This window comes from Dyadobacter sp. CY261 (genome assembly GCF_021440085.1).
Taxonomy (GTDB): domain Bacteria; phylum Bacteroidota; class Bacteroidia; order Cytophagales; family Spirosomataceae; genus Dyadobacter.
The window spans coordinates 293398-307967 of sequence record NZ_JAKCPW010000008.1; the positions used below are offsets into that span (position 1 = coordinate 293398).

13 protein-coding genes are annotated in these 14570 nt (G+C 48.9%); 10 read left to right on the forward strand and 3 right to left on the reverse strand.

The window, feature by feature from the left end:
- Window positions 1-56: 56 nt before the first annotated feature.
- Window positions 57-1301, reverse strand: a complete 1245-nt coding sequence (locus LZD49_RS22650) for an MFS transporter (RefSeq protein ID WP_234669949.1) — start codon at window positions 1299-1301, stop codon at window positions 57-59.
- Window positions 1302-1527: 226 nt separating this feature from the next.
- Between LZD49_RS22650 and LZD49_RS22655 the strand changes: the two genes are divergently transcribed.
- The 9 genes from LZD49_RS22655 (at window position 1528) to LZD49_RS22695 (ending at window position 11355) form a co-directional block, all read left to right on the forward strand.
- Entirely contained in the window at window positions 1528-1989 is a 462-nt protein-coding gene (locus LZD49_RS22655; RefSeq protein WP_234669950.1) for a hypothetical protein, read from the forward strand.
- A gap of 35 nt (window positions 1990-2024) precedes the next feature.
- Window positions 2025-2915, forward strand: coding sequence for a helix-turn-helix domain-containing protein (locus LZD49_RS22660; protein WP_234669951.1), 891 nt, complete (start codon window positions 2025-2027; stop codon window positions 2913-2915).
- A 6-nt stretch (window positions 2916-2921) separates the two neighbouring features.
- Window positions 2922-5330, forward strand: a complete 2409-nt coding sequence (locus LZD49_RS22665; RefSeq protein WP_234669952.1) for an ABC transporter permease — start codon at window positions 2922-2924, stop codon at window positions 5328-5330.
- Window positions 5331-5564: 234 nt separating this feature from the next.
- Complete coding sequence (locus LZD49_RS22670) at window positions 5565-6227, forward strand: ABC transporter ATP-binding protein (RefSeq protein ID WP_234669953.1); 663 nt, start codon at window positions 5565-5567, stop codon at window positions 6225-6227.
- 20 nt (window positions 6228-6247) lie between these two features.
- Window positions 6248-7564: a TolC family protein gene (locus tag LZD49_RS22675; RefSeq protein ID WP_234669954.1), complete on the forward strand. Its 1317-nt coding sequence runs from the start codon at window positions 6248-6250 to the stop codon at window positions 7562-7564.
- Window positions 7565-7757: 193 nt separating this feature from the next.
- Window positions 7758-8411 carry a hypothetical protein gene (locus LZD49_RS22680; protein ID WP_234669955.1) on the forward strand — a complete coding sequence of 218 codons (654 nt, stop codon included), beginning with the start codon at window positions 7758-7760 and terminating at the stop codon, window positions 8409-8411.
- Between the two features lie 10 nt (window positions 8412-8421).
- The gene (locus tag LZD49_RS22685; RefSeq protein WP_234669956.1) at window positions 8422-9105 is read left to right on the forward strand and encodes an outer membrane beta-barrel protein; all 684 of its coding nucleotides are present in this window, start codon (window positions 8422-8424) and stop codon (window positions 9103-9105) included.
- Window positions 9106-9188: 83 nt separating this feature from the next.
- Window positions 9189-9884, forward strand: a complete 696-nt coding sequence (locus tag LZD49_RS22690) for a GDSL-type esterase/lipase family protein (RefSeq protein WP_234669957.1) — start codon at window positions 9189-9191, stop codon at window positions 9882-9884.
- Window positions 9885-10011: 127 nt separating this feature from the next.
- On the forward strand, window positions 10012-11355 hold the full coding sequence (locus LZD49_RS22695) for an FGGY-family carbohydrate kinase (RefSeq protein ID WP_234669958.1): 1344 nt from the start codon (window positions 10012-10014) through the stop codon (window positions 11353-11355).
- A gap of 3 nt (window positions 11356-11358) precedes the next feature.
- On the opposite strand, the gene recG is transcribed toward LZD49_RS22695, so the two are convergent.
- Window positions 11359-13479, reverse strand: a complete 2121-nt coding sequence (recG, locus tag LZD49_RS22700) for an ATP-dependent DNA helicase RecG (protein WP_234669959.1) — start codon at window positions 13477-13479, stop codon at window positions 11359-11361.
- Window positions 13480-13666: 187 nt separating this feature from the next.
- On the opposite strand from recG, the gene LZD49_RS22705 reads away from it, so the two are divergent.
- Entirely contained in the window at window positions 13667-14170 is a 504-nt protein-coding gene (locus LZD49_RS22705) for a DUF2911 domain-containing protein (protein WP_234669960.1), read from the forward strand.
- A gap of 87 nt (window positions 14171-14257) precedes the next feature.
- Here the strand turns inward: LZD49_RS22705 and LZD49_RS22710 are convergent, their stop codons facing one another.
- The gene (locus tag LZD49_RS22710) at window positions 14258-14554 is read right to left on the reverse strand and encodes a transcriptional regulator (protein ID WP_234669961.1); all 297 of its coding nucleotides are present in this window, start codon (window positions 14552-14554) and stop codon (window positions 14258-14260) included.
- Between the last annotated feature and the right edge of the window lie 16 nt (window positions 14555-14570).

The window sequence follows — 14570 nt, forward strand, 5'->3', positions numbered from 1 at the left end:
TGGATATGTTGTTTAACAAAAAAAAATATTTGTTTGTGCAATAGCCAAGCCCACTTCTAACTCAACTTCACCGCCAGCAAATCCTTAGACTTCATATAAATCCAAATCACCACAACCAGTGTCGCGACCCCTCCCATCATCACAGAGGGAACCGTACCAAATGCTTTGGCCATCACACCAGATTCGAAAGCGCCAAGTTCGTTCGAGGAACTGACAAAAATGCCGTTGACGGCGGCTACGCGGCCACGCATTTCGTCGGGCGGGTAGATGAGCAGGATGGTCTGACGGATAATAACGCTTACACTATCGAAGACGCCGGTGGCAAAAAGCGCTGCACAGGAGAGCATGAAGTTTGTAGAAGCTGCAAAAACCAGTGTGAAGACGCCAAAACCAGCCACTGCAACCAGCATATTGCGCCATGCGTTATGCGTAGGCGGAAAGTAGGCCATGGCAAACATCGTCAGCATGGAACCTATTGAAGGCGCGGCACGAAGGAGGCCTAGCCCTTCGGGGCCTACTTTCAGAATGTCTTCGGCAAAAATGGGAAGCAATGCGATCACACCACCGAAGAGGACAGAAAAGAGATCCAATGTCATGGCATAAAGCACAATACGCGTTTTGAAAACGAATTTGAAACCCTCTTTAAGACTTTCCACAATGGGTGTAACGATTTTCGGAAACTCGGGACGGGTTTTAATCAGCCCCAGCAAGAACCAGCAGATCAGAAAGTTACCAATGACGATCATTAATGTGTGCGTAAGACCGAGGTAGGCATAGAGAAACCCAGCAGCCGCGGGTCCGATAATGGCCCCCGCTTGCGAGAAAGAGCTGCTCCAAGTAGAAGAGTTGGAATAGATCGTGCGCGGGACGAGAAATGGTTTCAGCGAACTGGCCGCGGGAGAGTAAAAACCCTTCGCAAAACCGATTAATCCAAAAACTGAATAGAGCACCGCCAAATGCTGCCCCTTCGAAAGCATATTGTAAATACCAGGCTGAAAAGCGGTGTAAAGCACACCCGAACCTAGCAGGATCACCACGAGGCTGATGTGCATGATCGTGATCTTGTTTTTCTGGTCGGCGACATAACCGCCAAAAAGCGACGTGATAATGAATGGTATCGCCTCTGCGAGCCCAACGAGGCCTAATGCGAGCGGGTCGTGTGTGGTTTTGTACAGTTCATAACCGACAATGACCTCCTGAATGCGGATGGTGGCAGAAAAAAGAAAAGAATTGGATACAAAAAACCGGAAATCAGAATGGCGGAGCGCTGCATAAGGATCGTTGGAGGCTACTGTTTTCAAGTGAGTGTTTTAGAGTTTTAAAAATGTAACAATGGCTAATGCTTATAATGTTCTGCTTTAATTAAAAATTAATAGCGATTAACTAACCGTGCTATAAAAGGCCGTTAAAGTCCCAAAACCAATCTTTTACATTTCGTTTACATTGTTTTACCAGGTAATGTAACGCGACCGCCGCCGGCCGGGTATTTTTGGATGAGTTCGCAATAATCACCAAAACCATGCCGATATGAAAACCAAAACACTTAAAATCATTTTTGCTGTGACACTTTTTTGCTCGCTTCAAGCGTCTGTCGCGCTGCCGCACCCGACCGATTCATTTGACTCAAATCCATTGCTGCTGAATGGCAATGTCATCGGCACCGCAGAATTTGCACGCGTTACCCGTGGTGTTATCACACTTGCCAAAAGCGATCCGGCCTCGAAGCAACGAACGCTGGTGCCCTTTCTAATTTACCTGAAACGCGACGGCAAAATTGTGAATGGCAGCGCCTACGCACACAACCATGCGGTGATGCGTTATGAAATCGCTGAAGTCCTGAAATCGGCCCAAGCGGGTGACCAGCTCATTATCGACCCCTCGGAGCCTAACAAAGTGATCGGGCGACAGGTTATCACGATCAAAAGCACGCAAATTGTCCCGCAATTCGAATGGTTTTTTGGCTTAAACAAGAAGAAGGACAATTGCTGAAATTGGTTAAATTTGATTCTTGTATCCGCTGTTTCATGGGACATTTGAAGGCTATTTTTAGGGTTACCCTGCTGCTTATCGGCTTGCTGGCCGGATGGGTTGGCACTGCCGTCGCCAATAACGAGGCCGTCCGGTTCTCGGAAAACGTGAACCTTTCACTCCGGCGTACTGTCCACCAACTGCTGCGCGCTAATGGCGATTCAATTTCCGCGATCCCGCCCATAACCCAAGCAGATGCCAACACGTTTTCCGTCCGTATGGAGCATATGTTCGATTATGACAAATTGCCCCAGCTGTTACAGCAATCTTTCGATGCGTATCATCTCGACCGTCCGTACAGCGTGACGGTGCTCGATTGCGATAGCGGCGAGGTTCGGCTTGGTTACCAGTTCTTAGATTTGAAACAACCCGGAGGCGTTCCATGCCAAAGCAGGGCGCGCGCGGAGGGCTGCTATGTATTGCAGGTGCGGTTTACTCCTGAAACCACCAAAGCCAAATCGGTTGGTAATGCGTGGCTATTCGTTTCGTTTGGGGGAACACTGGCGGCCCTTGGGTTTATCGCCTGGAACAGGTCGCGTCATAAGAAAGTCAGGGAAGCAGCTTTGGAGCACGCGCCTGTTCCGGATTCACGGCTCGCATTTGGGCACTCGTGGCTGGACATCACCAACCAGTTGCTATATAATAGCAAAACAACCCAAACGCTGACGTTCCGGGAGGCCAAGCTTCTCGCCCTTTTTGTCCGAAACGCCAACCAGGTGTTGGAAAGGGACCTGATCCTGAAATCGGTTTGGGAAGATGAAGGGGTTACCGTTGGCCGGAGCGTCGATGTATTCGTGTCGCGGCTCCGTAAGCTGCTGGCGCCCGATACGCAAGTCAAAATCACCGCCATCCATGGCGTAGGCTATAAGATGGAGGTCCATTCCTGAAAATCCATGTTCAAAACTTTTCTTAAAATCGCAGCGCGTCAGCTCTGGCAGGGACGGCTATATGCATTGATCAATATCGCCGGTCTGGCGATCGGCACGGCGTGCATGCTTTTTGCTGCGCTCTACATCGCCGATGAACGCAGCTTCGACCGCTTCCATCGCACCAATCCTCATCTTTACCGCATTACCAGTACTTACCGTGAACGAGGCGAGGTAATTACCTCAGGCGGTACGGGTCAGGTGCAAGGTCCCGCATTCCAGGCACGTATGCCCGAGATCGCGCATTATGCACGTGTAATGGGCGGCGACATTTATGGCGACGTGCGCCACGGACATGACGCATTCAAGCTACAACTGCTCTTCGTTGACCCTTCATTTTTCGGTGTATTTTCTTTTAAACTGCTGCATGGAAATGCCCGCACTGCGTTGCTGGATGTCAATTCCGTTGTCATCACACGGAGGACGGCATTAAAATTCTTCGGTCGCACCAATGTAATCGGCGAGCTGCTCCAAATGGATGCCGACCCCTCTGCGATGCGGATCGGAAAACCGCTGGTGATCGCAGGTGTAAGCGAAGATCCGCCAGCGAATTCTTCCATCCAGTTCGATGTACTTTTCCCATTCGATTTCATGAAAGTGTCGTTCGACGACACCAGTTGGTTGAATGCCTATCTGGGCACATTTGTAGTGTTACGGCCCGATGCCGATCCGATGACGGTCATTCTCAAGGTCAACCGCATTGCCGGCGCATTGTCGCAAAAGCAGCGGAAAGATCGGCCCGAGGCATCTGCTATCACTTACGGCCTCCAAAAAATAACTGACATTCATTTGAATGGCCACGAGATTCCAAACCAGAATGGAGAGTCGGGTATTATCAACACCAGCAAGCCGGTCTATTCTTATATTTTCGTCGGTATGGCCGGGTTTATTTTACTGATGGCCAGCATTAATTTCATCAATATCCACATCGCATCGTCCATGAAACGTGCCAAGGAAGTAGGCATCCGGAAAGCAACTGGCAGCGGGAGCGGCGCAATCATTATGCAATTTCTGGGAGAATCGGGCATACTGATCAGCTTGTCGATGATGATTGCACTTTTGCTGGTCGTGCTGCTGCTGCCCGCATTCAATTACCTGACGCAGAAGCATGTACTCCACGAGCAAATTTGTTCGCCAGAGCTGCTTGGCTGGGTGTTTTGTGTATTTCTCGTCAATGTCGTTTGCGCCGCGCTTTATCCGGCGTGGTTACTTTCCAGGTTTAGCCCGGTGGAAACGCTCTATTCAAAAATGCAGCTGGCAGGCAAAAACCCAGCAGGCAACATGCTGATGGTATTCCAATTTGCGATGGCGATCCTGCTAGGCATTGCCAGCCTGGTGTTTTACCGGCAAATGCATTTTATCCGTTCCAAAAACCTGGGTTATAACCCCGATCAGGTCGTAAAAATCGAGATCCGGGGCGTGCGGGATGTGCATCAGGTTCACAGCCGGTTTATGAATGCAATGGCAGATGACGCCAACTTTCGGGCAATTTCGCTGGCTGGCGATTTTGGCAATCGCGATGTGAGAGTGAATGGCCAAAAATTCCTGACAAATGTGCGTACGGTCGACGAAAACTATCTACCGATGCTGGAAATGAAGTTGCTCGAAGGGCGAAACTTCTCCCCTGCCTTCACTTCCGATCAAAAATCGGGTGTACTGGTGAACGACGCATTTGTCAAAAAAGCAGGCATTACCGAGCCTGTCGGAAAAATGCTCATTCCCGACGATTATTTTGGTAACCAGCCTCTTACAATTTTGGGCGTGGTCGGTGATTTCCATTTCAACTCCCTCAAAGAACGCATCGGACCGCTGATCATGCCGATGAGCAAGCATTATGGCGGCGGAACTTTGTGGGTTAAAATCGCCCAAAACCGGGAGCATCAGGCCATCGAAAAACTGGGAAAAACATTCAAAAAGATCCTCCCCGACGCTGTCTTCGACTACACTTTCCTCCACGACGCCAACGCACGCGCTTATGCATCCGAGCTTCGCTGGCAGCAAATCATCACTTTCGTCACCGTCATTTCGGTCTTCATATGCGGCCTGGGACTGTTCGGTCTGGTGCATTTGGGCATTGCGCAACGTAGGCGTGAGACAGGCATCCGGGTCGTCCTCGGTGCCACCCGGTATGACATTGCCTTCGTTTTTTTCCAAAAATTTATCCGCATCATCCTCACTGCGATCATGATAGCATCCGCGGCCGGGTATTATCTGATGCATTCATGGCTCAACAACTTTGCGTACCACACCGGCTTGCCCTGGTGGGTCTTTGCAGCCTCCGGCGCAGTGGCAATGACGCTGGCATTGGTAACGATCATAGTGCAGGCATTGAGGGCTGCGGCCGTGAATCCGGTGCGGGTTTTGCGTTCTGAATAAGCCATTTTTCACATTAACCGGAATACCCGCACAGCGCGTCCGAATGCGCACACATTTTGTACGGTATCGGACGTAGCTATTTAGTTATTGATCTAAATTTATTTGATTATCAACAACTTATAATTTTGGCAAGCCTTTTTAAAATAGGACTGGCATAAGAGAGACGGATGTAAGGATTTGTTTTTCGAACAGGTTATCCTTAATTACATACCAAATCTCCAACTTCACATTTTTATGATCCAGTTAGAAAAAATATCCAAATATTACCCGGCAGGCTTTGGCAAGACATACGTGTTGCGCCACATTGATTTGAATATTAAAGAAGGTGAGTTTATATCGATCATGGGCCCGTCGGGCTCAGGTAAATCCACCCTGTTACATATCCTCGGATTGCTCGAAGAACCTTCGGAAGGCGAATACCTTTTCCTTGACGAACCAGTTCAGAAACTGTCCGAAAAGAAACGCACCGAATTGCACCGTCACCACATCGGTTTTGTGTTCCAGGCCTATCACCTGATCGACGAGCTGACCGTGTATGAAAACATCGAAACACCGCTTTTGTACAAAGGTACGCCGTCGTCCGAGCGTAAGAGCCGGGTTGCCGAGCTCCTCGACCGCTTCAATATGGTAGCTAAGAAAGACCTGTTCCCGCATCAGCTTTCCGGTGGCCAGCAGCAGCTCGTAGGTGTAGCCCGCGCCATTGTACACAACCCGAAAGTGATTTTCGCTGATGAGCCCACGGGCAATTTGCATTCGGAACAGGCAATCGAGATTATGGAATTATTTCAAAAACTTAACCAGGAAGACAAAGTCACCATCGTCCAGGTAACCCACTCGGAAACCAATGCGGGTTTCGGCAACCGTGTCGTGCGGTTGAAGGACGGCTGGCTGGCCTGACCTAACTTAATCTATTAGCCATGAAACGCTTTTTTATACTACTTATCTGCATCCTGCCTCTCCTCGGAAAGGCGCAACCCAAACTGAGCCTCGCCGAATGCGTGGACCTGCTGGCCAAAAATAACCTTCTTTATCACCAAGGCTCATTGCAGGCGGAAGCCGCGCAGGCACAATTACGCCAGACCAGGTCGCAGATATTTCCTCAAATTTATATTACGGCTGACCAAAGCCTTAACCTTGGCCGCAGCATTGACCAATACACAAATGAATATATAGACCAACTTTACGGCTATAATTCGATCAGTACCGGTTTCCAAATGCCTGTTTACCAAGGCGGAAAACTGCAAAACCAGACTCGTCAGGGAACATTGCTGAAAGAATCGGCGATGGAAAACCGGACTGCGGTGCTCAATGCACAGACTGTACTGCTGATGCAAGGCTATGTCAATGTGCTGGCGACCAAAGCATTGTTCGAGGCCGCAGAACAACAGGTAGCGTCATCGCAGCAGCAAGTCGACAAGGTGCAGAAACAGGTAGAGGCCGGAACAGCCGGTAACAACCTCCTGGCCGAAATCAAAGCGCAACTGGCGAATGATAGATACTTGCAGGTAACAGCTCTCAGCAATTACCGTACGGCCCGGCTTGCGTTGTTCCAGCGAATGAATGTCACACCCGACGACAATATAGAATTTGAACCGCTGTTGCCGAAAGAAAGTATTACACCGGCCGCAGCCAACGCGACGGAATTGTATGAAAACGCGATCAAAACGTTCCCGGAAATCCGCAGCGCCGAACTGAACCGTCAGAGTTATAAATACCTTGTGAAATCGATCAAGGCCTTGAACTATCCGTCGCTAAACCTGAGTACCAACGTGCGGGCGTTTTACGCTTCCTCGAACGATAACCTCGACTACTTCAAGCAGTTGAATGCAACCCGGAACGGCTATATAAACCTCGGCCTTAACATCCCGATCATGGGTCGCTGGGTAACCCGGCCGCGGGTAGAGCTGGCCAAAGTACAGGAACGCCAGGCACAAAATACGCTGGATATCACAAATCAGCAACTCCGCCAGGCCATCGAAACCGCCGTACTCAACCTGAATGCCATGGCCGACAAACACGCAGCGGCGGAAGGACAGGTCGAATCATTAGCCGCGGCATTTGCGGTTGTCGAAAGTAAATTCAATGCGGGAGTGTCGAGTATATTCGAATACACGCTTTCAAAAGCCAAGCTCGCCCAGGCACAGGGCACGGCCATTCAGGCAAAATATGATTACCTGATGCAGCAAAGATTGTTACAATACTACCGCCAGGGCAACTGGCAAGGTGTATTCTAAAATATAAAATGGCCAGGGCCGACAGTTGCATGCTGAAAGCTCAGAGCCCAAGATTGTTAGGTTAAATTTGGTATCGGTAATTCTTAGAAGCAGCCAAGCGCATTGGCTGCTTCTTTTTTGTTAAATAAATTTAAATGATTAGGTGGTTACATTATGGTTAGTAAATTGCTCCCAAGAACTAAATGTATGAACCATGAAAAAAATTTTTCTATTGTTACTGCCGGGGATGCTGTTTCTGGCAGGAAGTGCGGAGGCGCAGTTGCAGAAAGGGACCGTCCACTGGGGTACAACAATAACCGCCAATGGGAACAACATGAAAAATGAGGTACCGAATGAATCGGAATCCAAAAGCAGTGTGACCAATATTTATCCATCGCTGCAAACCGGCTGGTTCACGCGAGACAATTTCATGTTCGGTTTGAGGCTTTCGACCTCGCATGCCTTTTTCAAGACCTCCTATGATTATCCCGGCTCGAAGGGGCGGAAAAGTGGTAATTCGCTTGCGGTGAACCTGACTCCTTTTATACGAAAATATAAGTCACTCAGTCCGAAATGGGCACTGTTTCTGCATTCAGGTGCCAACCTTGCCTACCTGCGTTCCAAAATGCCGATGGAAGACGGAACAAAGTATGAAAATGGCTATTCGGGCGGAGTGTTCATCAATCCCGGAGTGGTCTTCTGGGTTACCCCAAGTTTTGCGCTCGAATCGGATATCAACGTGCTTTCGCTTTCAGCGAGCTACGTAAGCTTCCAGGACAAAAATCAGTTCAGTTTAAATGCAGGCGTGACGTCGTCAATCTCACAATACTTCGGAATCAGGGCAGCCTGGTATTTACAACCTAAATAAGCTCACCGCTATGAAAAACATTACATTTTTGATCCTGGCTGTGCTGACGTGTGTATCAGGCGGGGCATTCGCTCAATATGAAGGGAAACGGTTTCTTACCGGTAGCCTGTCGCTCGATTTCAACAATACCAATCCCGATATCTCGAAAGCTACGCATAGTTATGGTTACAATGTTTCCACCGGCATCGGCCGGTTCAAATCCAACACACGCGCTAATGTATGGAACCTAAGCACATCGCTTCGTGCCGGAAAAGGATATCTTACCGACAATAGCGGCGAAACAACTACCATTAGCGGAATAAGCAGTGTAGGATTCGGTGTGGGACATGCTTGGCAGTTTTACAAACATTTTAATGATAAGGTCGGCGTGTTCGCAAGCCTTGGACCCGACGTATCTTATCTCTATGGGAAGCAACGAGAAAATAATGAAAATTATAGCTGGGATGTCAAAACCCATGCTTTTGCGCTGTCGTTAGGCGTGTCGGCCGGGGCCTATTACCGCCTGGATGAGCGTTGGTGGCTAACGGCTTCCATCGGATTTGCACAGCCGGTAGCAGTGCAATTTACCCGGCGAAATACTCAGGAACGCACTACGGGAGCCCGCTCCCACAGCAACCAGTTGAATTACGGTTTCAGCCCGTCCATCACGCTTCCTAGTGTTGGGCTCGGCTTACGCTATTTTTTGAAAGACTAGCGCCGCTTTGAAATAGTTAAACCCAAACACATTAAAACCCCAGTGGATATGGCTTTTAAGGCCATATCCACTTTTTATTTGTAATGAAAAAACACCTTCTGATTGTCCTTTTCGCTGCATTCAGCGCCTGCCATAAACCACAAACTACGAACCTCGCCGGGCCCTGGGAGCCCGATTACGAGGTAACCCGTTCGGAAAATGCGATACTTGAATTCGAGAAAAAGGACGCTCAGCAAATGCCAGCGCCGGGCGGGATAGTTTTCACGGGTAGCTCTTCATTTACCAAATGGCAGAATGCAGCACAAGACCTCGCACCGCTGCCGATCATTAACCGCGGTTTTGGAGGTTCTACATTGCCGGAAGTGATCTATTATGCCGATCGCGCTATCACGAAATACAAGCCCAAAACGGTGGTGATCTATTGCGAGAATGACATGTTTGGCAAAAAACCTAAGTCGCCCGAGCAAGTGCGTGACGCATATGTGACGCTCGTGCAAAAAATACGGGACAAACAGCCAGAGGTGCAGATTTACGGCGTATCGCTGAAACCTTCGCCTTCACGCTGGGCCAAGCGTGAAGACGTGATTAAGGCCAACAAACTGATCCAGGATTATATCAAAAAAGATAAAAACCACCATTACATCGACGTGTGGCCGGTGATGCTCAAAAACGGGCGTCCCGATGGTGCAATTTTCGTAGGCGACAGCTTACATATGAATGAAGAAGGTTACAAAAGATGGACGAAAGTGTTCCGCCCGATCCTGGAAAAATCGGTCTAAAAGTATCCTGCTCTCTACGGTTTTCCGCAAAGATTTTAAAAGAACGGGTAAGGGTATTGGTTTTAACGTAAAGTCACTATATTGACCGAAAAAATACATTTCCGGGTAAAAAAGTGATATTCCACTAATGAAAGTAACAGCGGTTTTTGATATTGGCAGGACTAATAAGAAGTATGTACTTTTTGACGAAAAGTACAACATCGTTCACGAGTTTTCGGAATACCTCCCAGAAACAGTTGACGAAGACGGCTTCCCTACCGAAGATTGTGAATTGTTGACCAAATGGGTACAGGACCGCTGGGCCGAACTTTTGGCTGACCCTAAATACGATATTAAGGCAGTAAATGTAGCAGGCTACGGCGCGAGCCTCGTGCACCTCGACCATGCCAACCGCCCGCTTACACCGCTGTACTCGTACCTCAAACCGTTCCCGGAAGAACTTTCGAGGCAATTTTACAGCACCTACGGCGACCCGACACGCATTTCGCTGCAAACCGGCTCTCCTTCCATGGGCATGTTGAATTCGGGTATGCAACTGTACTGGCTCAAATATACCAGGCCTGAGATTTACAGCCAGATTGCGACCACATTGCATTTACCTCAATATATCCTTTACCTGCTAACAGGCCGCAAAGTGAGCGATTACACGTCGCTTGGCTGCCATACCGCATTGTGGAGCTTCGAAATGTGGGATTACCACGAGTGGGTAAAACAGGAAACCATTCATAAAAAACTGGCACCGGTACTGGCTTCATCGTCTTTTATTTACCGCCATGGCGACAAAGGCATCCAGTCGGGTTTTGGCTTGCACGACAGCTCGTCTGCATTAATACCTTATCGGATGGCTGTAAAAAAGCCGTTTGTATTGCTATCGACCGGTACCTGGTGTATCAATTTCAATTCGTTCGCATCCAAACCGCTGACTTCCTATCAGTTGGAGCGCGATTGCATGAATTACCTCACACCCGAAGGTAGTGGCGTGACAGCCTCACGCCTGTTCCTCGGACGGGAGCACGACTATCAGGTGGCGCGTATTGTGGAGTATTTCAATGTTGAGCCAGACTTTTACAAAAAGGTCGTGTTTGACGAGGAAATCCTAAAAGCCGAGACGCCCAAATTCTTCACAGCCTGTATGACGGGCAACGGCCCATTTCCGGCGGCCAATACGCAGGAATGGCAGGTTAGCGCATTCAGGTCGGCCGAGGCGGCTTATCATCATTTAATTAAGGGACTTACCGAACTGTTGTTCGTCTCGCTGGATCTCGTGAATGTCAAAGACGTTCATGCCATTTATATCGATGGGGGATTTGCGCGTAACGAAATATTCACCCGCCTCATCGCAAAAAACTACCCCAACCATAAAGTTTACGTATCGGATCTGCCTTATGCCACTTCGCTGGGAGCCGCATTGCATGTGACGCGCCCTCAGACCTACGAATTTGCCAGCGAGATCCGTGAAATAAAATCTTGATGATCAACTGATCCGGCTCCAGTTGGTTTCTTCCTTGCGCAGGTTTTCGAGATGGCTGCGTATGGGTTGGTGGATCGGCTGGAGCAGATCGGGATCCGCGGTCAGGATTTCTTCTGCCGAGGCTCGTGCAGCCTTCAAGATTTCGCCGTCCTGCGCCAAATTGGCTACGAGCAAATCTACCAGTCCGCTTTGTTGTGTCCCGGAAATATCGCCCGGGCCGCGTAACTGCAAATCCACTTCGGCTATTTCGAAACCGTCATTGGTACGGCACATGGTGTCGATCCGCAGTTTCGTATCCTTGCTGAGCTTATAATCGGTCATCAGAATACAATACGATTGTTCCGCTCCGCGCCCCACCCTGCCGCGCAACTGGTGCAATTGCGACAATCCAAAACGTTCGGCATTCTCGATCACCATTACCGAGGCATTGGGTACATTGACACCTACTTCGATCACCGTCGTGGCGACCATGATCTTCGTTTCCGCCCGCACAAAACGCGCCATTTCAAAATCCTTGTCCTGCGACCGCATTTTGCCGTGCACAATGCTCAGCGGAATACCCGGAAATGCCCTTGCGACACTCTCATAGCCATCCATCAAGTCTTTCAAATCCATTTTTTCGGATTCTTCGATCAGCGGATATACCATATAAACCTGCCGTCCCTTGGCAATTTCCCCCTTCAAAAAACCGAAAACCGACAGGCGGTGTTTGTCAAAACGATGTACTGTCTTAATAGGCTTCCGACCTGCTGGTAGCTCATTAATAGCAGAAATATCCAGATCGCCGTACAGTGTCATCGCAAGCGTCCGCGGGATAGGCGTGGCCGTCATGACAAGCATATGGGGGTTAACGTGTTTGTTTTTAGCCCAAAGTTTCGCACGCTGGGCAACTCCGAAGCGGTGCTGCTCATCGATCACACAAAGGCCTAGATTCTTGAATTGTACCGCGTCCTCGATCAATGCGTGCGTACCGACGATGATGTGCAGCGTGCCATTCAGCAGCTCGCGATGGATTACCTCCCGCTCCTTCTTCTTGGTCGAGCCGGTAAGTTTGGCAATGTTGACACCGAGCAGGTCCGCAAACTTTTTGAGGCCCTGGTAATGCTGGTCGGTCAGAATTTCGGTCGGCGCCATGAGGCAAGCTTGTGCGTCGTTGTCCAGCGCAAAAAGCATGGTGATGAATGCCACGATCGTCTTTCCCGAACCCACATCACCTTGCAAGAGGCGGTTCATTTGTTTGCCGGTTTTCAGGTCCTCGTGGATTTCATGCAAAACCCGTATCTGCGCGTCTGTAAGCTTGAATGGCAAATGCTGGTCGTAAAACTCCTTGACCAGCATTGTTTTGTCAAATACCAGTCCCGGATACTCCGTCTTATGCAGCAGCTTGTTTTTGATCAACCTAAACTGGTTATAAAACAGCTCCTCGAATTTCAACCGCCGCTGAGCCTGGTGCAGCGTCCTGGCATCCTGAGGCAAATGGAAATGCCACAATGCCTGCGCTTTCGTGATCAGCCTGTATTTTTGGGTAAGCGTTTCGGGTAAGGTTTCCCTTACATGTGAATGTGCTATTTCGAGCAGGCTCCGCACCATTTTACTTAATGCCTTACTGTCGAGGAACTTCCTGCGCAGTTTTTCCGTGAGCGGATAAATGGGCTGCCAATAACCTGCTGTCGAATTTTCCTGCGTCAGCACTTCTATCTCCGGATGGGTAATGCTCCATTTCCCGCCGAACAATACGGGGGTTCCGTAAACAATATATTCCCCGCCACGTTTCAACCACTTTTCGTACCAAGTGATGCTTTGGAACCATACAAGCTCCAAGGAGCCGGTCCCATCCTGAAACTGGCCTACCAGTCTTTTTTTATTACCTTCTCCGGCTATCAAAAAATCACGCAAACGGCCCTTGACCTGCGCCGCAGGCATTTGTTCACTCAGTTCGCTGAGCTTGTGAAAAACGCTGCGGTCCTCGTGCCGGAAAGGGTAATGCTGGATAAGGTCGCCGAAGGTGAAAATATTCAGTTCCTGATTGAGCAAAGCAGCTTTTTGCGGCCCTACTCCTTTCAGGAATTCGATTTTAGTATCGAAAAAACGGGTTCTAACGGATGGGTTTGTTTCAGAAGTCATTATTCAAATATAAACTGAAATCCCTAAAATCGCTGATTAGGCAGCTCAAATGTTAATCTCTGTTAACGGAGTAGCTAATCTGATAGTTTTGGCTACAAGCTGCTTGATTGGCAACTTTGGAATGCCTTATTTCGCTACAATTAAATCCAGTTCTTAACCACCAATCCTTACAAATTCTACACGCCTTATGAAAACCACATTGTTAGCGCTTTTCCTGACCCTTATTGCATTCACCTGGTCATCTGCACAAGTAAGTCCGCACGTGACTGCCAGTGGCAAAAATATGAGCATCCGGTATGGCCAGCCATCAAAAAAAGGCCGAGTTTTGTTCGGCAAAGCGGGAAGCGGCAGCCTGGAACCTTACGGCAAGCCATGGCGCATTGGCGCCGATAGCGCCACGCAGGTCACTTTCAAGAAGGATGCAACATTCGGTGGCAAAGCGGTTAAAGCAGGCACTTATACGCTGGTAGCTACCCCCAACGAAAAAGAATGGACCATCATCCTGAACAGCCAGCTCGGCCAATGGGGCGCTTACAAATACGAAGAGCATAAAGCTAAAAACGTCCTCGAAGTAACTGTTCCCAACAAGAATTACCCTACTTCTGAGGAAAAACTAACTTTCACAGTGAAAGACACTTCCCTGGATTTCCAATGGGACAAAGTAGGTTTCTCGGTGCCAGTGAAGTTCTAGAATTCAATCACTAATAAAAGGGAACGGGGCGCTACTTTGGTAACGCCCCGTTCCCTTTTTCCATCTTCCCTTTCCATCCTTCCTTTCCTACAAATTCTGCTTAATCATATTCTCCAGCACCTGCAAATGCTCGGTAAATGCCTTATGCCCATCATTCGTAGCCTTGTAGGTGGTAAGCGGCTTTCGGCCGTTGAATTGTTTCTGAAATTCGATGTATTTGATTTCTTCCAATGCTTTCAAGTGCGAGGCCAGGTTGCCGTCGGTGAGCTGCAACAATTCTTTCAATTCATTAAAACTCAGGGAATCGTTTACCACGAGCACGGACATAAGTCCAAGCCTGATCTTACTCTCAAATACCTTATTAAACTTTTCTAACCACTCCATTACAGGTTCCCTGTGA